The organism is Brumicola blandensis (assembly GCF_031846165.1).
GTDB lineage: Bacteria > Pseudomonadota > Gammaproteobacteria > Enterobacterales > Alteromonadaceae > Glaciecola > Glaciecola blandensis.
Genome location: NZ_JAVRIE010000001.1, coordinates 150,831 through 170,609, shown reverse-complemented (window position 1 = coordinate 170,609; position 19,779 = coordinate 150,831). Strand labels below are relative to the sequence as shown.

Sequence of the window (19,779 nt, the reverse complement as noted above, 5' to 3'; positions counted from 1 at the left end):
TAGCCAAGGAGTTTACGAGCATAAAGCGCCCATTAGTGCTGCACGTATTCACTCATGATGAGAATATAGAAGACCAAACGAATAAACATAATTGATATGATAAGCCCTTTAAAAAACTTGCTGGCAAACTACTTAAAAGTAGGCACTGACTCTAGCTTCGATAATGACACGAATCAGCAGTTATTCGTATCTAACCTGTTTTCCTTCATTGGATATATGGTTACGTTTGTGCTCGCAATTAGCGCGCTAGTGAGAAACAATAATGAGTTAGCAATATGGTTATTCGTGTCTAGCTGCGTGTTCTTTTTCTGCCATCATGTGCATCGTTTTAAACAGTTAGGTGACACGATAAAAATATCGACACGTATTATTTTTGTTATGTTGATGAGCTTAATGTTGTTCTTAGTCTACTCTGGCGGACATGCGCAAACTGGGCCTTTATGGATTTATATCGTCCCCCCCGTTGCATTCTTTTTCAGCGGCCTCAAAATAGGTCTAATCAACATACTGTTTTTTATTGTCGTTGTTTCGTTGATGCTTTTTGCACCGAATGAGATGTTTGTTGGGACTGCTTATAGTACTGAGTTTAAAACGCGCTTATTGTATTCGTTTGTTACGGTGACCTTACTGTTTGGTTTTTACGAATATTCAAGGCAAAAGTCGTATGAGTTTATCCGAGAGCTCAGCGATAAGTTCGAGCAACAAGCCATGCATGACCCATTAACGAACTTGCCAAATCGTCGCGGCATGCGTGAATTTTTAGATCACGAGTACAAACGTTCACGCCGTTCAAACTCTCCTCTCAGCGTGCTGCTTGTTGATATCGATTATTTTAAAAAGATCAATGACGAATTCCTTCATGATGGTGGGGATTTTGTTTTGGAAGACTTATCTCGTTTATTTGTGAGCAGTGTCAGAGAGCAAGATCGTGTGGCACGCTGGGGAGGGGAAGAATTTTTATTTCTGCTTCCTGAGACTAATTCAACTGACGCGTTTACTTTAGCGGAGAAAATACGACTCGCCGTAGAAAAGCACGACCTCGAATTTGCTGGTAGGCGAATCTCTGTCACTATCAGCATCGGTTTGAACGAAATTACTCCTGACATGAATATCGACCAAGCGATTAACTTGGCCGATCATTATTTATATGAAGCTAAAAAGGCTGGTCGCAATCAAACTCGTCCAGTGCTGAGTTCAAATCACGCTGACAACTATGAGAAAAACACACTTCTTTAGCAAATTCACTCACCAAATAAGGCTGTACTGTAATAACGCTCGGCGGTGTCTGCACAAATCATGACCATGTTTTTACCGGTATGTTCAGGCATTTGAGCAAGCCTAATCGCAGCTGCAACCGTTGCTCCAGATGATATGCCTACCGCAATACCCTCTGTTCTCGCTAATTTTCTAGCCATATCCAAGGCATCATCATCAGATACTGTGAGTATTTCATCCAATACACCTCTATCCAATAGTTCAGGGACATGTCCCGAACTTAATCCTTGAATCGCATGAATTCCTTTTCTACCAGTGCTTAATATGGGGCAACTCTTTGGTTCAACCGCTACTATATGCACTTGAGGGTTATATTTTTTGAGTGTTTTTCCTATACCCGTAATACTGCCACCAGTGCCAACACCCGCAACAAAAATATCGACTTGTCCAGCGGTATCTCTCCAAATCTCAGTCGCTGTTGACTGAGCATGAGCATCTGCGTTGTGACAGTTTGAAAACTGATCTAGCGATACTGCATTTGGATCTTTTGCAACCAACTCTTTGGCCAAGTCTATCGCTCCTTTTGTGCCAAGCGCCTTCGGTGTAGTCACCAATTCAGCTCCAAAATGTTTGATCATTTTGCGCCTTTCCAAGGACATATGCTCAGGAATAACAATAGTCAGCCGAATGTCATAAATAGCACATAGCCAAGCACAAGAAACACCGTTGTTTCCAGAGGTCGCTTCAATAATATGGGTATTCTCGGAAAAATCTGGTGAGCGTATTAAGGCATCGATCATTGCCTTGGCCGGTCTATCCTTTGTAGAGCTCATCGGATTAAAAAACTCTAATTTCGCCATCAATTTTGCAAGCACATTATATTCAGCACTAAGTTTGGGCAAAGCCACTAATGGGGTGTTACCAACAGTGTCGATGATACTCGCGTAAACACCAGAATTCACTTCATTGTCTAGCTGACTTGAATCACTGTGTATTTGATTATCAACGGCTAATACATTGACTGCTTTCATAAATTTCCTCAGATGGCATGCTGTGCTCGACAACTTGCGAATGTATGAGGGTTTATAGTGACATTAGGCAACAAGATTCATTTTGCATATAGCGAAAATTAAACCAAAATGTTAGCTTATTATTCTACCATTAACAAAATATAGGGAATGATTTTGCCCCAACTAGATAAGTTAGACAAATCCATACTTAATTTATTACAGAATGATGCCAGTATCACAACGGCTGAGATTGCTGAGAAAGTGGGTTTAACAACAACGCCTTGCTGGCGACGTATACAACGATTGCAAGAGCAAAACGTGATCCATAAAACTGTCACTTTACTCAATCCAGACAAATTAAATTTAAAGTTAACTGTCTTTGTTCACGTAAAAGCAGCCAGACATGACTCGACATGGTTAAAAAAGTTTGCAGATCATGCGAGTTCTTTTGAAGAAGTAGTTGAGTTTTATCGCTTAAGTGGAGAACTAGATTATATGCTAAAAGTACTGGTAAGCGATATGCAGGGTTATGATCACTTTTATAAGCGGTTTATTGCAGGAATTGAGCTCAGAGATGTCACCTCTAGTTTTGCTATGGAAAAAATAAAGAACAGCACCGCCATGCCGCTTAGTAATGCTTAAGCAGACCTTGACCTAGGCTTAAACTCATTAGTATTTTAAGCAAGAAAATCCTTTATGAGTTTGTCGGCTGGAACCGGTCGACTGAACAGGTAACCTTGAAACTGGGAACAACCCAGATCGATTAGCACATCTCGTTCCTGTTTATTCTCAACCCCTTCTGCGATGACTTCAAGGTGCAGACTCTTAGACATATTCACTAAAGTGTCTACAAGTTTACGATTAGTACTTTTCAAGTGTAAATCGGTGATGAAGCTTCGATCTATCTTTAGCTTATCAATCGGTAAATTCGCTATGTATGCTAATGACGAATACCCTGTACCAAAATCGTCAATAGCGATGCTTACGCCTAAACTTTGCAGTTTCAACATTGAGCGAACCGCAATGTCTTTGTTGTCTATGAGTAGGCTCTCTGTAATTTCTATTTGCACGTTATTTGGACTCAAACCTCTCGACACAATTGCATGCTCAACCTCACTAACAATGTTCAAATTGCGGAACTGCTTGCTGCTGACATTAATAGCGAGTTTAAAATCTGGATGAATATTATTGGCTTCCTGAAACCGTACAAGTGTTTCCATAGAAGATTCAAATACCCATTTACCTAACTTATGAATCAGCCCTGTTTCTTCTGCTAATGGAATAAACTCATCAGGAGCGACCATACCTAATTCAGCGTTGTGCCATCGAAGTAAGGCTTCTGCACCAATCACATCGCCTTGAGTATTCACTTGGGGTTGAAACACCAAGGAAAATTCACCGGCTTCTATCGCCAAATGTAAATGTTGTTGAACTAAGTGTTTGCGCTCGGTTTCTAAACGCATCGTTTCATTATAGAACTGAAAGTTGCCTCGTCCCTTCTCTTTCGCAACGTACATAGCCATATCGGCTTCTCTGAAGGCCTTAGTGTACTCAGCATCTTTTCCCGTCATCATTGTAATACCAATGCTGGCACCAATGTTCAATACATGAGAGTCAACTTCAAAAGGCTGAAGCAACTCATCAATGACAGCACCCGCTAATTTTGCCATTTTCATTTGGTATTGAGGATGATTTTCTAAAGGCACAAAAATACTAAACTCGTCGCCACCCAATCTGGCTACCAAGCCGCCTTTATCTAGCGCTATTTTTTTCAAACGAGCTGCCACTAAGGTGAGTAAGAGGTCGCCAATAAAGTGCCCTAATGAATCGTTGACTGACTTAAAGTAGTCAAGATCGATAAATAACAAACCTGCACATTCGCCGGTAAATAAATCTATCTTTTGTTGGAGTTTGCGCCGGTTTGCTAGTTTGGTAAGCGGATCTATTAAGGCTTGTAGTTCGATTTCCTTTCGATAGTTTACTTGCTCCGTAATATCTTCATAGGTGCCGACTAAACCAATCACCTTTCCATGTTTATCTGTTAAAGGCATCTTATTTGTGCGCAACCAGCGAGTTGCTTCACCCTTAATACTTTGCGGCTCTTCGATACCCAACTTGGCAACTCCGCTCTCCATGACTTCTCTATCGTCTCGTTGGAAAGCCTCACTCTCTTTTTTATTTAAGGTGAAGTGGTAATCGTTTTTACCAATGAGTTCAGCTAAGGAAGCAACTTTGAGATCATTTAAAAAGAGATTGTTTGCGCCTACGAAATTCGAATCGGTGTCTTTCCAAAAAACACGCATGGGAAGGGTGTCCAGTACACTCTTAAGAAACTGTTCGGCGTCCGCATTGCTACGTTTTTTTTCCATGACAACCTGCGACTATTTAGGGTAAAGACACGCCAATATTGGCTTAGCGAGTCTTTATAGTCTGCTATTAAACTATCCCAGTAAAGTCCATTCTTATGAATCGTTTAAATTCTAAACTTTAGTCTACATCATTCATGAGGTGAATGAGCATTTTTGTTAACATAAGTAATTTTATGGTATCTTACGCGCCTATTTTGTCACACAAGAGTGTTTTTGATGTTTTGTATGTCTCGCGCTACCGTTTTGGCTAGTTTATTATCAATGACCTTATTATGCCCCGCAGACTTTGTTAAAGCTAACAATGGCGGCGTACATGGGCCGAATGTCAATGCCGACACACACTCAGCAGAATTCCGAATGAATACGACTAATTCGGATGACAATACCGACGGTAGAGAGCAATACAGAGTGCATTATCAGCGTGCATTTAATGATCGTTTACAAGTAAGGATGGTCTTACAATATCGAGATTTCGGCAGCGTTGAATACGATAACGTAAAAGCGGAATTCCTGTATAACTATAAAAAAGCGAGCAGCGATAACTATGCGGCAGCTGTCAGAATCGACGCTAGAACACGTCGCGGTCAACGACCCGAAGATATCGCAATTCATTGGACTCACCAATACAATATAGATAAATCGCTGTTCGTGCGCGGAATCGCCATCCTCGATAAAAACATCACAGAAAATGGTGCAGGTGAAAAACCGACGACAATAGCAAGTCGTTTTTCGATCACCAAACGGCTTAACAATGGCCTGATGATTGGCGCGGAAATGTACAATAACTATGGCGAACTGAACGATATCAGTGATAGCAATGAGCAACGACACCAATTAGGGCCAACCATCATGTATAGCCAAGATGGTTGGTATATTTATGGGCGCTATCTGAGTGGATTAACCAGCGCGACGTCTGATCACAACGTCTCACTGAGAATAGGTAAGCGCTTCTAAGCGTTACCTCTTCGGCGCAGGCCTTGGATCAAAGTCAGAGTTGGCGATATAGGCTGTGATTAATGCCCATACTGTTTGATTCTGACGAATGTCGTCCAGTTCAATTTTATCTAAAGTATCATTTGGCGTGTGATGATAATCAAAGTAGTAGGTCCCGTCTTGCTTCAAGGCAATCACTGGCACGCCATAATTTGGCAGCATTGACACATCTGGACCACCATTTGTTGTGTTATTGCCAAGTTCGACGCCCATACTTTTTAATGCTGCATACAAATCACTCGGATCATTTCTGACAGCTTCGTCAAAGCGGGTATCTAGCTGGTAGATTTTTCCAGCACCAAAGTCTGATTCAGCAGCAAAGATAATATTTTCCAAACTCTCTCTATTCGTTCTCACATACTGATATGCGCCGACGAGACCAATCTCTTCCGCCGCGTATAAAATCACGCGAATAGTGCGTTTGGGTTGACCGATAGTATCTTTGATTATCTTAGCGGCAGCAGTAACGATACCGACACCAGCACCATCGTCTAGGGCGCCTGTGCCCTCATCCCATGAATCTAAATGAGCAGAAATTAGCACCACTTCGTCTGGCTTCTCAGTACCAGTAAACTCACCAATCACATTATACGATGTCTGCCAACCTGCGTCTTTTGCCTGCATATTGATATTCAAAACGACATCTTGCTCACTAGAGAACATTGCCTCTAAATTATCAGCATCTGCTGTTGAAATTGCGCCGGCTGGAATTTTCTCTACTTCTTCGTCGTATCGCATAACACCCGTATGCGCGAATCGTGAATTGTCGGTACCAACAGAGCGAATAATGACTGCTTTCGCGCCCATTTTGGCAGCTTCTACCGCGCCGGCTACTCGGTTAGGAACGACTTTACCGTAGAATTTCCCGGCCTTATCTCGCTGCATACGCGTATTCAAAAATACAATATTGCCTTCTACCGTTGCTTTGTCCGCTTCACTTAAAGATGCTAAAGAATCAAACATCACCACTTTTGCTTCCAAACCACTTTCAGGCGTTGCAATCGAACCGCCCAATGCCGTAATGACAAGCTCCTGTGGAAACGGAGCAACGACTTTTGCGTCTGCAAATCCGCGCTCCCAATTACGCACTCTGACGGGCTGCTTGTAAACTTTATCAAAACCCATTTCGTTGAATTTTGCCTCAGCCCATGCGACGGCACGCTTGTCGCCTTGCGAACCTGGAATTCGGGGGCCTACTTCAACAGTGAGTGATTTGACAATTTCGTAGGCTAAATCACTTTCTTCGCTGGCGTTTTTAACTTGCATAGCAAGCGCTAATTCTGGCGTTTTGTTGGCTATCGTAATTGCGCTTTCTTGCTTTGCGTCAGCAGACGTTGAGTGTGTTGAAACTGCACAACCGCCAAGCATAAAACCTAGGCTTGCAGCAATGGTCAAGCTTATAAATGTCTGTCGCATTCTTTATTCCATATGTTTGTATTGAGTTTGCTCGCATTATGAAGAAATAATGTTCCACTTTGAGCGTAAGCGAGATACTCTTCATTTAGATTAAGGGGTATCATAAACCCATCGCTTTGATAATCATAGAATAACGAGGAAGTTGTATGTTTTCGATCCAAGTAGAGCGCACAATTAATAAGCCCATTACGGAAGTATTCGCTTTAATAAGCGATCATGCTAACTATTCTCAATTTAAAGGCGTAGACGCCTCAACACTGCTGGTTGAAGGAAAAGAAGAGCGAAACGGCCTGGGTGCAGTAAGAGAAATTGTTGCTGCTGGTAGCACTTTGCATGAGGAAATCGTCGCATATCAAGCTCCTGTGCTATTGGGGTACAAGATTATTTATTCTAAACCTCTCCCCTATGACCATCAGTTGGGTGAAGTAAAGCTCGAAGCGAAAGATGATAATACCACCCATGTAAGCTGGCGCTCGCAAGGTCACATTACGATCCCTCTACTCGGCAATTTGTATTTCGATAAGCAAATACAAAAACATGGAGCTCGCGCCTTTGGCAGTATCCTTAAATATATCGATAAGCTTTAGAGTAAGTGGCGTTTAAAAAACTCAAGTAACAAAGTTTGACGATGCAATGTTGTGTTTTTTCCCTCGCTCACGCCGTGTGAGCGATTTGGATAAGCCATAAACTCAAACGTTTTATTATGCTTTACCAATTCATTCACTAGCTTTTCTGTTCCCTGATAATGCACATTGTCATCACCTGTGCCGTGTATCAGCAATAATTTGCCTTTAAAACCTTCGACGAAATTAATAGATGAAGTGTTAAAATAACTGTCAGGATCTGTTTCGGGATGGCCAGAATATCGCTCTTGATAAATAGTGTCGTATAAACGAATATCTGGAACCGGCGCAATTGCAACACCCGCATGAAATTTATCAGCATGTTTGAACAACATATTTAGGGTAGAGCTTCCTCCTCCTGAGTGTCCGAATACACCGACGCGATTCGTATCAATGAAGTCATACTTAGCCGCAATTTGATCCAATGCGTCAGCTTGGTCTTGGACGGTGATGCCGCCAATTTTCTTGTATATCGATTTGCGCCAATCTCTTCCTTTTGGTGAACGTGTACCTCTATTGTCTACTGAGACAACAATAAACCCCTCTTGCACTAACAGTGAACGCATCAAATATCCAGAGCCTCCCCATGCATCCTGAACGGTCGAGCCCGCAGGTTCTCCATAAACATAGAAAATCACAGGATATTTCTTAAGTGCGGTCATACTTCTTGGCGTCATGATGTAAGCGTCTAAGACAGTGCCATCTTGAGCGTTTACTTGAATAAATTCATGCTTGGGTAAGGTCGTATTAGCCAATTTCGCTTTTAACTCTGCATTTTGAACCAGCGGTTTTATGACTTTGTGACCCTCTACTTTAATAGTTTGAGAGCTGGTTGGTGTTATAAAGTTACTATACTGATGCAAGGCGTTGGACGCATCTTTTGATAAAAGGTAACGATTATTCCCAGCAAATTCTTTTGGTGTGACTCTTTCAACCGGTAAAGTCCCGTCTAAGGAGGATTTGTATAAATAGCGATGACCTTGGTTTTCTGGTGATGCCATGAAGTAAACCACATTGTCATTCTCATTGAACGCTAACATATTGATGACATCGAACTCACCCGGGGTAATATCGATCACACTGTTACCATCTTTTGAAATGCTGTAAAGATGTCGCCAGCCACTGCGTTCACTGTGAAATAAGAAGCGCTCTCCTTCCTGAATAAACTCCGCATCGTAATACCAACCGATGAAGGCGCTATCAGAATCCGTAAAAACGAGCTCTTTTGAATCAGAGGCTACATTGTAAAGCCATAGTCGATTATTTTGTTGTGGACGGTCGACATCTTGCACTAACAATTCGTTCCCATTCGCCCAAGAAACTCTTGGAATATAGCGTTCTCTGTTGTCGCCCTCCAGCGCTAACCATTGTGTTGTCTTATTCTGGAGTGAAACCACACCTACTTTGACAGCAGAGTTTGTCTCCCCCGCTTTCGGGTAAGGAAAAGTAGTCAGCTCAGGGTACAAAGAATCAGTATTGTTAATCATAATGAACTCTTTCACACCTGAGGTATCAAGTTGCCAATAAGCAATCTTCTGGCTGTCCGGGGACCAGCGAAATCCATCACGAATAGCGAGCTCTTCTTCGTAAACCCAGTCAAAATTTCCGTTGATGATAATATCATCACCGTCGGTAGTCAGCATATGCACCTCTGGGGCTAGCCCTTCGTCCCCTCGAATATCTTGGTAATAGATATTGTTAAGATATACGTAAGCTATCTTACTCGAGTCTGGAGAAAACTTGGCGAACATTAGACGGGCTTCGTTTGGCAACGCTTCTGTGCTTCCCTGTTTTTTTTCTTTAAACGCATCTAAAACGATTTGCGGTCCTACTTGTTGCAATGACTGGTTTGCTAGGTTTAATAAAAAGTAGTCACCTCGACTACGCGAACGCCACACTTTTTTCGAGTTAGTATAGATAAGTACCCATTTGCCGTCTTCCGACCAAATGTAGTCATCTATTGCGATTGGCGCCGCTTGGCCCACTGGCGTTAATGCCTCAAAAGGTACAAGCACTTTCCGCCCACTACCGTCGACATTATAGAATACGATATCGTTGCCAGTGATACCTTGACGCTCGATAGCGACTTCATCTTCTGTTTCTGTCGGCGTGTCGTCGCTGCTTACATCAAGCTTTCTAGTCTCAAGTACGGTATAACCAGAACCATCATCAAGCCAGCGAAAGTATTCACCTCTTTCACTTCGATAGAACGCATCTTTATAAATTTTATCCAAGGACAATTTGGTTTCCTTGGTGTTATCGACACCCTTATTCTTCGCTTGTTCTGATGTGGCTGAGCAGCCCTGAAGTAAAGCAAATAGACCTAAAACAAAAAGGCCTTGTTTCAACTGTTTCATTCCATTGTTCCTTGTTTTACTTGCTGTGTCGAAATACCGAATAGCCTGAACGACCATTTTCTTTTACATAATATAAAGCTGAGTCGGCCCATGCGCAAACCTGTTTGGCATCTTGAGCATGATTTTCGCCTTCCACTACCGTCACCCCAATACTCACCGTCACATGTTGCGCAACATCTGAGTACTCATGCGGCAAACACAAGTCTTGCAAACCTTGTTTTATATCATCACAAAGTTTACATGCACCAGTTTCATTAGTATCAGACAAGATGATAGCAAACTCTTCACCACCAATTCTTGCTAAAAAATCACCCGGGCGATGCACGGTTTGTTTAAAAAGCTTACTCACAGCAACAAGGCATTCATCGCCTTTGCCGTGTCCATAATTGTCATTATACGCTTTGAAGTTGTCGACATCGATGAACAACAAACTCAGAGACGTTTTCTCTCGCCTCGCGCGGTCCAATTCATGTGACAGCACTTCGTCAAACTTGCGTCGATTGGCAATGTTTGTGAGGGAATCAGTAGCGGCAAGTTGTTCAAGCATCAAGGCTTGTTGGCGAATTTTCGCATGTGTTCTTACGCGCATTTTTAATAAAGGAATTTCTATCGGTTTGACGACATAGTCAATTGCACCGATTTTAAAACCAACTTCTTGCTCATTTACGCTGCACATCGAACTGACAAACATGACGGGAATGTCATGTGTTTGAGGATTGTTTTTAAGTTGACGAATAAGCTCATAACCATGCACATCTGGTAGCTTCACATCTAACAGTATAACGTCGGGCTTTTTACTAATAGCCAAGTCTAAACCTGCGGCACCGCTAGTGGCGAAATGCACGCTAAAATCATGCTTAAACGACTCAGCAATGAGCTTAATGATATTTGGGTCGTCATCGATAATTAATACAGGTATGCGATTGATAAAGAATCCTTTTTTTAACATTTATTAGACTTTAGTATCAAGCTAACGCTAAGCTAACAAGGAATCGAACAAAAAGCCACCAATTATTAAGGGGCAATTGCATGAACGACACGCTCGAATCCTTGTTCAATACTGGTTACATGCCACATGGCCATTGCTATCTGTGGAAGCCAGATATTTTATGGTTAAATGTCATTTCAGACAGCATGATTGCTTTTGCTTATTTTTCAATACCGGTGATTTTGTATTACTTCGTAAAAAAACGTCCAGAATTAGAGTTCAAAGGTATTTTTATTCTGTTTTCTGCCTTTATTTTGCTGTGTGGTTTGACTCATGTCGTCAGTATTTTTGTTATTTGGCATGGTGCATATGGAGTGCATGGCTTATTCAAACTGGCAACAGCAATAGTCTCATGTATCACCGCTTACAAGCTGTTCTCTATTATCCCCGACGCACTGAAAATACCCACACCCAGCGCAATGAAAGAAGTACTCGAACTCGCTCACAAAGAGAAGCTTGAACGCTTAACGGCTGAAAGTCACCTGTCCGTTCAAGAAGCAATAAAAGAGAGCGAGAATACACTTCGGAGCATATTCAACTCCCTGCCTATTGGCTTGCATATGTTTGACTTAAAAGGTGATGAATTGTTTTTTGCTGGGTACAACAAAGCTGCGGTAAAAATATTGGGCGAAGCCCATACAAAGCATGTAGGTGAAACTATTGAAGCTGCCTTCCCCGATGTGGCAGGCAAAGAGATTGTCGATACCTATAAAAATATTGCTGTCAATGGCGGTGAATGGAAAGACGAAACCGTGCACTATGACGACTCAGAAGCCAGCGGTGTTTATCGCGTGCAAAGCTTTCAAAGTAAACAGAATTCAGCAATCGTGCTGTTTGACGATGTTACTCAGGCACATAAACAAGAACTCGCCATTAAGCAAAAGGATAGTTTCATTAATGCTGCCTTCAATGCAGCAATTACCGCGGTCTATATTTTCGATTTGCAGAATAAGAGAATTGAATATCTCAATCAAACATTTAGCGAACAAACAGGTTATACCTTAGACGACTTTCAAGACGCAAATACTGATAGCCTACTCAGCCTTGTTCACCCAGATCATCTCAGTGATTTAAAGACCTTCCTGTCTAATATTATAAACGAACATAAAGATATCAATCACGAGCACATTGAGTTTCAGATGCGTCACTTAAACGGTGATTACGTTTGGTGCCTAGCCAAGTACTTGATCCTGGAGCGAGACGCCGAGGGCAATGCAAGTAAACTGATGGGTAGCTTTTTAAATATTGATAGCCAGAAAGCGATGCAATTTAAGTTGGTGAAACTCAAAAATGACGCCGAACAAGCAAACGAAACAAAAACCAACTTTTTAGCGAATGTGAGTCACGAAGTGCGCACTCCTATGAATGCAATACTGGGTTTGATCAGTCTAACGCTTAAAATGGACTTGGGTGATAAACAGCGTGAACATTTAGAAAGAATGGAAGTATCCTCTAAAGCACTCCTGCAAATCTTAAATGACATTCTGGACTTTTCTAAACTTGAGGCTGGAAAATTTTCAATATCAAACAAGACTTTTGAACTGCAAAAACTACTTGATATGGCAACAGGTATTCATAGTCTTGTAGCAAAAGACAAAGGCTTATTTTTAAACACTCGCATTTCAAGCACGCTTCATACTCATTATGTCGGGGACCAACTTCGCATTAACCAGGTACTGAACAACCTTATTGGCAATGCTGTCAAATTTACTACTGAAGGCGGGGTTACTTTGAACGTTAGCAGTCATTTCGAAGATGGTATTGAGTATGTTTGTTTTGAAGTGAGAGACACTGGCCTTGGGATAGCCTCGAAAGATATTGATAAATTATTCGACTCATTCCATCAAGTAGATAATAGCTCTATGCGCTCGTATGGCGGCACCGGCCTAGGCTTGGCGATTAGCCAATCGCTTTGTGCTTTAATGGCAGGTGAGATTTCAGTAGAAAGCGAACTTGGTAAAGGCAGTATTTTCACTGTGTGTTTACCTCTACAGCCTACAAAACCTCAAGATGTAAGAGATGATGAACCGAATAGAAACCATCAGCAGATTATTCAATCATTGTCAGGAAATCATATTTTACTGGTAGAGGATAATGAGACCAATAAGATAGTGGCTGAAGAAATGCTTGCTATGCTTGGAATAAGCTCTGTGCATGCTAAAAATGGTGAAGAAGCAATTGTTGCTTTTCAAAATGAGCGCTTTGATTTGATTCTAATGGACTTACAAATGCCCATCTTAGATGGTTATAGTGCAGCTTCTACTATTCTTGAAATGGCACAGGAAAACGATAGAGACATACCAATATTAGCCATGTCGGCAGCGGTATTAGATAGCGCCCAAGATAAGGTGAAGAATGCAGGTATGCTTGACCATATTAGTAAACCTATCGATATAGAGATATTGCACGGTAAACTATCGACTTACCTTTCGTGGAAAAGTGACGCTCAGTTAACAAGTGCAACTCACTCCATGGGCCGACTCAATCAAAAAGGAATCGATGCAGAGCAATCAACGTTTACACAAAAGCTGCAACACTTCGATATAGACGCTGCATTGGGCCGCATGGCGGGTAACTTCATCCTGTTCAAGCAACTACTTGCTAGCTTTTTACACGATCACAAAGAGAGTATAAAGAATTTAGAAGCTGCTGTAGAGGCTCACGACTTTGAGCTCACACAAAGTATCGCACATACTATTAAGGGGGCGGCGGGCACAGTTGGCGCTAGTGCAGTTCAACGAGAAGCCTTTAAGGTAGAGACTGCCGTTGAAAAAGCGCAGCCATTTGAAATAAAAGCCTTAACGAATGAGCTGGCTATTGCATTACAAGAAATCGAGAGAATATTGGATGACTCAGCAGAAGCCACGGATTCGAATATGCGGCCACTGCTTGCAGAAATGCCTGCACACGAGAAAGAACGTTATATTGAAATGCTGCTTGATACATTGCGCTCTGGTGCGTTTTTATCAGAGTTAGACCTCGAGGAGCAATTTCCTTATATTCAGACGTGTTTAAACGACGACCAATTTAAGTCCTTGAAGGAGCATATTCGTTATTTGGAATACGATAAAGCGACCAAACTCTTGAACAAAGCCATCGGAAACTTGTAAACCGCGGCTTATTTGCTCAATTATAGATAGCCTTGCTGAGCACTGTACGCAGCGCTTCAGGTATCGGGCTAGGCTTTGAGTCATCGCGATTAACGAAAACATGAGTAAGTGTGCCCAGTGCACACAATTGCTCTTGGTGTTGTTTAAAGATGCCTACCTCATAGCTAACAGAGCTATTTCCTAGCTTTTTAACCCTAAATGCACCTATCAATTTATCTGGGTAGGACAATGATTTCAAATAGCGACAATTTGATTCCACCATAAGACCAATCTTATCGCTTTGCATGGGTGAATAATTCGCTTCATTGATTAAAAACTGATTCACGATGGTATCGAAAAATGAATAATAATTAACGTTATTGATATGACCAAACTGATCATTATCTAACCATCGCGTTGTTATCTCATACTCTTTGTGAAAATCTTTGCGGGCTGGCATTGCCTTGCTTTTATCTTGTGTCGTCATTGTCTATGTAAAGCCTCTTGGTATATCGTTTTAACGTCTTCTAACGAGAGTGCCCTAGGATTATTAACTAATAGACGGGTCTGCTTCATCGCATCTTCACTCAATAGGTCAATATCGCTGTGTTTAATACCAACATCTTGCAGGCAAGAAGGCAATGCCAAATCCCGAATTAAATCAGACAGATAATTGACCAGGTCTTGTGCACCAGATTGCTCCCCCGAACTCACTAGTCCATGCATACATTCACTTAAGTCTGAATATAGGTCTGTGCAGTGACTCAGATTAAATTGCATGACTGGGACAAGGACTAAGGCATTACTCAAGCCATGCGGTAAATGGAACTGACCGCCTAATGGATAAGCTAAGGCATGAACAGCAGCAACAGGCGCATTGGCAAATGCTTGTCCAGCTAAACACGCTCCCAACAGCATCGCTTGCCTTGCCTCCAAATCATGGCCTTCAAACGTCGCTACTTTGATGTTCGCCGATAATAAACGAAGTGCCTGTTGCGCTAATATATCTGAAATAGGATTTTTCTTTATGTGACTGGTATAAGCTTCGATTGCGTGCACCATTGCATCAACGCCAGTTGCCGCTGTAACGTGTGCTGGCAGTTTTACTGTTAAAGTGGCATCCAAGACGGCTACGTCGGGCAGTAACACGGGTGAAACAACACCCGATTTCGTTGTTTCTCCCGTAGTCACAATGGCTATAGGCGTCACTTCTGAACCTGTACCTGCAGTCGTTGGCACTAATATTAGAGGTAATCTTCCCCCAGTAACTTGTTCCAAGCCATAACTACTTTTAAGCTTTCGCGTCAACTCTTCTCGCTGATCCTTGAAGTCAACAGGTTGCGAACACAGCATAGAAACTAGCTTTGCAACATCCATGGGGCTACCGCCACCAAAGCCAATAACACCATCAACATTGCGTAACAGTGCAAACTCACTCGCATCGAGCACTTTATCTTCACTGGGATCAGCCTGAACATCTTGAAAAATATGAAAACTGACATTCGAGTCGTCCAAAACAGCGGTCAATTGTTCTAGGATACCGGCATTAATGATACCCACATCAGTCACGATCAACACTGTTTGCATTCCTAGCTTGTGACATTCTTCTGCTATATTTTTAAGTCCGTTCAACTCACAAATAATTTTTTTTGTGGTGCTGAAAGTGAAGTGTGTTCTGGACATTTTGCCAAACTCCTAAATACGTCTTGGTTAGAGTAGCACTTGGTATCGAACATGACAAACCTCGCATTATTGCAAACAACAGTGGAGTCGATATCGCATGGTTTAGTGTCTTTGCTATACTTGAGGGAAAGTCTGCGCTTAAGTTTACAGAGCTTGGTAATAATGCTTGTTTAACGCATCTATTTCATTACAATCCGCGGTTCTTTTTTATCGCGTAATAAACAAAAAGTTAGGAACATAATGGCTGCAATTGGCATCGACTACGGCACATCAAACTCAGAAGTAGTTTATTTTGATGGGCAAAAACATCATTACATTAGACTCGATCCAAGCCTAGAAAATTCGAACAAAATTCGCTCGTCTGTCTTTATCTATTACAAAGATGAATTACCCACACCACCTGCTAGCGCAATTGAGGCAAAAGTCTCGCAAATTCAACGTGCAATCACAGACCAAATAGACAAAGCCAAGCAACACTACTACGAAGCTCAAGATCCACGCGAACAACAAAGCTACGGCGACAAAATTGATGAACTTCGAGCTGAGTTTCATAACCGTCCAGCTCTTCAGCGAAAAGCAATACAGCTGTTATTGAAAAATATGACTGTTGACGATCTAAGCCTGTTACAACTGGTAGAAAGTGGCGACTTTGCTTTCGGCGAAGAAGGTTTTCGCCGATATCTAAAATCACCTGACAAAGGTCGACTCATTTATTCTCCCAAGAACTTTCTTGGCGCAAATTTAGTGTCAGGTCAACAACAAGCATTTGTTGGGATGATTGCAAAACAATTAGCTTTCTTCCGAGAAAGTGCTGAAAAGCAATTACAGCAAACTGTTGATACTGCAGTGATTGGCCGCCCCGTACGTTTTCACGGGACTCGTGGCGAGGACGGTAATAGTCAAGCTATTGATATTATGCGTGAAGCAGCAAAAACAGCGGGGTTCACCCACGTGGAGTTTTTGGAAGAGCCCATTGCCGCAGCATATAAAATAGAACGAGAACTGGACAAAGAAACCAATGTTTTAGTGGTCGATATTGGTGGCGGAACGAGCGACATCTGTTGTATTACTTTATCTCCTGAAAAACTGACTAACTTACATCGCCAACAGGATGTGCTGTCAGTCACAGGAGCTCGACTAGGCGGTATGGAGTGCGACAAAAATCTGATTATTAAATCTATCGCGCCAACCATGGGTTCAGGTTTAAAAATGCAAAGTGGTTTGCCTATTCCCCCTACCTATTACACTGATATGTGTGCTGTTGATGATATTCCAAAATTGAATCGCTTTTTCTCTGACGATTATGGATTGGACATTGCGCAAACCATGTCAATCGTCAAAGAGCCAGCACAGCTGGGTCGCTTGTTAACGGTTCAAGAAGAAAAACTATCGGCCAGACTGGTGAACTCATCACGGCTTGCGAAGGAAATGCTATCGTCAAAACAACAAATCACGCTTCCACTGAGTTATGTAGAGCCTGATTATCAAGTAGACATCTCACTCGCAGATTTAGATAGATCAATGCAACCCTGGTTAGATAAGGTTAAACGCTTAGTTTCAGATTGTTTAAAGAACAGCGAACAAGCTCCAGAGATGCTTTTTATCACCGGTGGCATGAGCTTATCGCCTATTGTCAAAAAGCAGCTACAAGAAATTATGCTGCCTGACCTGCCCGTTATCGAGGGTGACGCGTTTAACTCTGTCTGCGAAGGTCTAGCGATTCAGGCGAGTAAGCTATAAAGAGAAAGAAGCCACTAGTATGAAAGTTTCAAGCCTCTTAGTCTGTCTATTGCACTAATACGACATACTAAGAGCCAGTTTATAATGAAGTCTTTCACCCAATCTTTTATCAGCGCGCTGTTTGTTGCAGGATTTATTGCCTTTATCTCTTCCTACTCGGCGCCTGCGCAAGCGCAAGACAAACCAGTTTCTGAAAAAGCATCACCAAGTCACCCCGACGCGCCCCACTGGACCTTAAAAACCCAAAGTGGCGAAGAAGTGAGTTTCAGTGATTTTGCTGGCAAACCTATGATCATTACATTTTGGGGAACATGGTGTCCTTATTGTAAAAAGCTCCATCCTGGGCTTGAAAAAGTGCGAGCCAAATATGAAGAACAGGGACTTATAGTATTGGGCATCAGCGTGAACGAACCGATTGGTGCTGACCCAGAAGGCTCATTAAAAGAACGTGGTATTCACTTTCAAACCTTGGTCGATGGTGACGAAGTGGCGGAGGATGTGTTTCAGATATTTGGAACACCAACCACTCTCTTCGTTTCTCACGACGGTAAAATTCTGGGCACTACCATGGAGTCTAACCCGGACGACCCTCGTTTTGACAAAGTCGCCGCATACCTAGTAAACCAGCTCAACTAAAAGCCAAAAAAGGGGTCAGAGTTAATTTCACTGCGCCTGTTTTTAATGAGTTAGCATCAGCAAGCAAAGCCTAAGCTTAACAAACACGCTTTTCGCCATCCATGGCCGCTCTCTAATGGCATCCATGCCATTAGAAGGTTTGCTAAGCTTAGGCTTTGCTTACTGCTACAAACTCAGTTTTCATGTGCTTTTTCGTGAAAGTAACTCTGACCCCTTTTTAGAATTAGCGGCAATAACCGTTCTAAGCATTTGAAAAACAACAAGAGCAGTGTTAGCGTAGACTCCAATATTCAGTAATGTGATTAACTGTTGGAGATTATATGAAATACTTAACAAAATTATTATGTGCTGCGGCTAGCTCTTTCATTCTTTTTACGGCTGGTGCTCAAGCTGAGGTCGTTAGTTCCGATAGCGTTATGCAAGCTCAGCATGCTAGCTACAATAAGCAACAACTATTAGACATGGTGAATAGAACCGACGTCGAGAGCGAACTCGAAAGCCTAGGTGTCGACAAAAACGATGCGATAGCAAGAATAAATGCTTTAACCGACAATGAAATTGCATTGTTAAACCAAGAGTTAAATGAAGCTCCAGCAGGTGGTATCGTTGGTGCGGTGCTTACTGTTTTCGCAGTAATTGCCATTCTAGATTTAGTTGGTGTGACAGATGTTTTCCCTTTTATACGACCAATCAATAGCTAAGAATGTTAAGTAAACTAATCAATAAAGCCTGCTTTATAGCGGGCTTTTTATTGCTCGCTGCTTGTCAAGGAACTCCACAGGCAGACAAACTCGGCGCACAGAAATTAACATTATTACCAGCCTCAAAAACAATCGAAAACGTACCTTTCTACCCACAACAAGAGTTTTATTGCGGCCCGACCACTCTAGCTGAAGTTTTTAATTTCCATGGAGCCACTATAAGTGCTGACGAAATTGCACCTAATCTGTTTATTCCTGGTAAAGAAGGCAGCTTGCAGCTTGAAATGGTTGGAGCAAGCAGACGCTATGGTTTTTTACCTTACTCGGAACGAGGTAGTTTAAGTCAAATTATGACACTCATAAATGATGACATTCCAGTCATTGTTTTCCAAAACCTTTCGATACAAATGCTCCCGCAATGGCACTATGCCTTAGTCATTGGTTATAACAAAGAAGAGAGAACGTTTACCTTACACACTGGCCTAACACCAAATCACTCAATGTCGTTTGAGCTATTCGAGAGAACGTGGGCACGAGCAAACTATTGGTTTCTAGCGCCAGTCCCACCCGATGTTAGTAGCCAAAGTATGAATTCATTTGTGTATACAAGTGCTGCATATGACTTATTTAAAATAGGTGAACCTCGCTTAGCTATATCGTTCTTAAAAACCGCAACAACTCAATGGCCTTCAGAATGGCTAGCTTATTTTTTACTGGCTAATCACTTTGTAGACGTTGACCATGATGCTGCCATTGATTGGTTTGAAAAAGGCTATCACGTAGGCAAGTTTGAGCCTGCGTATCTAAACAACTTCGCTTACGCACTCATAAAGTCTAAGCAATATGAGCAAGCTACTATAATACTTACTAAGGCATTAGAAGACTTCCCAAACAATCAAACACTCTTAAAAACAAGGGGTTTGTTGCCAAACTAGAATGACAGTAATAACAATATAATT

16 protein-coding genes are annotated in these 19,779 nt (G+C 42.0%); 9 read left to right on the top strand and 7 right to left on the bottom strand.

Going from position 1 to position 19,779, the window contains the following annotated elements:
* The first annotated feature begins 96 nt into the window (after positions 1–96).
* Positions 97–1,236 carry a GGDEF domain-containing protein gene (locus tag RM544_RS00780; protein WP_311359879.1) on the top strand — a complete coding sequence of 380 codons (1,140 nt, stop codon included), beginning with the start codon at positions 97–99 and terminating at the stop codon, positions 1,234–1,236.
* A gap of 5 nt (positions 1,237–1,241) precedes the next feature.
* Here the strand turns inward: RM544_RS00780 and cysK are convergent, their stop codons facing one another.
* Positions 1,242–2,246 carry a cysteine synthase A gene (gene cysK / locus RM544_RS00775; RefSeq protein WP_311359878.1) on the bottom strand — a complete coding sequence of 335 codons (1,005 nt, stop codon included), beginning with the start codon at positions 2,244–2,246 and terminating at the stop codon, positions 1,242–1,244.
* A 153-nt stretch (positions 2,247–2,399) separates the two neighbouring features.
* Here cysK and RM544_RS00770 point away from each other — a divergent pair, with 153 nt between their 5' ends.
* Complete coding sequence (locus RM544_RS00770) at positions 2,400–2,867, top strand: Lrp/AsnC family transcriptional regulator (RefSeq protein ID WP_311359877.1); 468 nt, start codon at positions 2,400–2,402, stop codon at positions 2,865–2,867.
* Positions 2,868–2,902: 35 nt separating this feature from the next.
* Here RM544_RS00770 and RM544_RS00765 read toward each other — a convergent pair whose 3' ends face one another.
* On the bottom strand, positions 2,903–4,594 hold the full coding sequence (locus tag RM544_RS00765; RefSeq protein WP_311359876.1) for a putative bifunctional diguanylate cyclase/phosphodiesterase: 1,692 nt from the start codon (positions 4,592–4,594) through the stop codon (positions 2,903–2,905).
* A gap of 216 nt (positions 4,595–4,810) precedes the next feature.
* Here RM544_RS00765 and RM544_RS00760 point away from each other — a divergent pair, with 216 nt between their 5' ends.
* The gene (locus RM544_RS00760; protein WP_311359875.1) at positions 4,811–5,548 is read left to right on the top strand and encodes a hypothetical protein; all 738 of its coding nucleotides are present in this window, start codon (positions 4,811–4,813) and stop codon (positions 5,546–5,548) included.
* A gap of 3 nt (positions 5,549–5,551) precedes the next feature.
* On the opposite strand, the gene RM544_RS00755 is transcribed toward RM544_RS00760, so the two are convergent.
* Complete coding sequence (locus tag RM544_RS00755) at positions 5,552–7,003, bottom strand: M20/M25/M40 family metallo-hydrolase (protein WP_311359874.1); 1,452 nt, start codon at positions 7,001–7,003, stop codon at positions 5,552–5,554.
* A 146-nt stretch (positions 7,004–7,149) separates the two neighbouring features.
* On the opposite strand from RM544_RS00755, the gene RM544_RS00750 reads away from it, so the two are divergent.
* Positions 7,150–7,590: an SRPBCC family protein gene (locus RM544_RS00750; RefSeq protein ID WP_311359873.1), complete on the top strand. Its 441-nt coding sequence runs from the start codon at positions 7,150–7,152 to the stop codon at positions 7,588–7,590.
* On the opposite strand, the gene RM544_RS00745 is transcribed toward RM544_RS00750, so the two are convergent.
* Both RM544_RS00745 and RM544_RS00740 read right to left on the bottom strand, forming a co-directional pair.
* Complete coding sequence (locus tag RM544_RS00745) at positions 7,587–9,983, bottom strand: S9 family peptidase (RefSeq protein ID WP_311359872.1); 2,397 nt, start codon at positions 9,981–9,983, stop codon at positions 7,587–7,589. The two genes, RM544_RS00750 and RM544_RS00745, sit on opposite strands and share 4 nt — an antisense overlap.
* A gap of 16 nt (positions 9,984–9,999) precedes the next feature.
* Positions 10,000–10,932, bottom strand: coding sequence for a GGDEF domain-containing response regulator (locus RM544_RS00740; protein ID WP_311359871.1), 933 nt, complete (start codon positions 10,930–10,932; stop codon positions 10,000–10,002).
* A gap of 80 nt (positions 10,933–11,012) precedes the next feature.
* On the opposite strand from RM544_RS00740, the gene RM544_RS00735 reads away from it, so the two are divergent.
* Positions 11,013–14,081 carry an ATP-binding protein gene (locus tag RM544_RS00735; RefSeq protein ID WP_311359870.1) on the top strand — a complete coding sequence of 1,023 codons (3,069 nt, stop codon included), beginning with the start codon at positions 11,013–11,015 and terminating at the stop codon, positions 14,079–14,081.
* 16 nt (positions 14,082–14,097) lie between these two features.
* Here the strand turns inward: RM544_RS00735 and RM544_RS00730 are convergent, their stop codons facing one another.
* Entirely contained in the window at positions 14,098–14,547 is a 450-nt protein-coding gene (locus RM544_RS00730) for an acyl-CoA thioesterase (RefSeq protein WP_311359869.1), read from the bottom strand.
* On the bottom strand, positions 14,544–15,743 hold the full coding sequence (locus tag RM544_RS00725) for an iron-containing alcohol dehydrogenase (protein ID WP_311359868.1): 1,200 nt from the start codon (positions 15,741–15,743) through the stop codon (positions 14,544–14,546). The genes RM544_RS00730 and RM544_RS00725 overlap by 4 nt, the downstream gene beginning before the upstream one ends.
* Positions 15,744–15,983: 240 nt before the next feature.
* Between RM544_RS00725 and RM544_RS00720 the strand changes: the two genes are divergently transcribed.
* The 4 genes from RM544_RS00720 (at position 15,984) to RM544_RS00705 (ending at position 19,755) form a co-directional block, all read left to right on the top strand.
* Positions 15,984–17,483 (top strand): Hsp70 family protein, encoded by a 1,500-nt coding sequence (locus RM544_RS00720; RefSeq protein ID WP_311359867.1) that lies wholly within the window; start codon positions 15,984–15,986, stop codon positions 17,481–17,483.
* A gap of 84 nt (positions 17,484–17,567) precedes the next feature.
* The gene (locus RM544_RS00715; protein ID WP_311359866.1) at positions 17,568–18,119 is read left to right on the top strand and encodes a TlpA family protein disulfide reductase; all 552 of its coding nucleotides are present in this window, start codon (positions 17,568–17,570) and stop codon (positions 18,117–18,119) included.
* A 320-nt stretch (positions 18,120–18,439) separates the two neighbouring features.
* A complete protein-coding gene (locus RM544_RS00710) occupies positions 18,440–18,820 on the top strand; it encodes a PA2779 family protein (RefSeq protein WP_311359865.1) in 381 nt (126 codons plus the stop codon).
* 2 nt (positions 18,821–18,822) lie between these two features.
* Positions 18,823–19,755 carry a PA2778 family cysteine peptidase gene (locus tag RM544_RS00705; RefSeq protein ID WP_311359864.1) on the top strand — a complete coding sequence of 311 codons (933 nt, stop codon included), beginning with the start codon at positions 18,823–18,825 and terminating at the stop codon, positions 19,753–19,755.
* Positions 19,756–19,779: the final 24 nt, after the last annotated feature.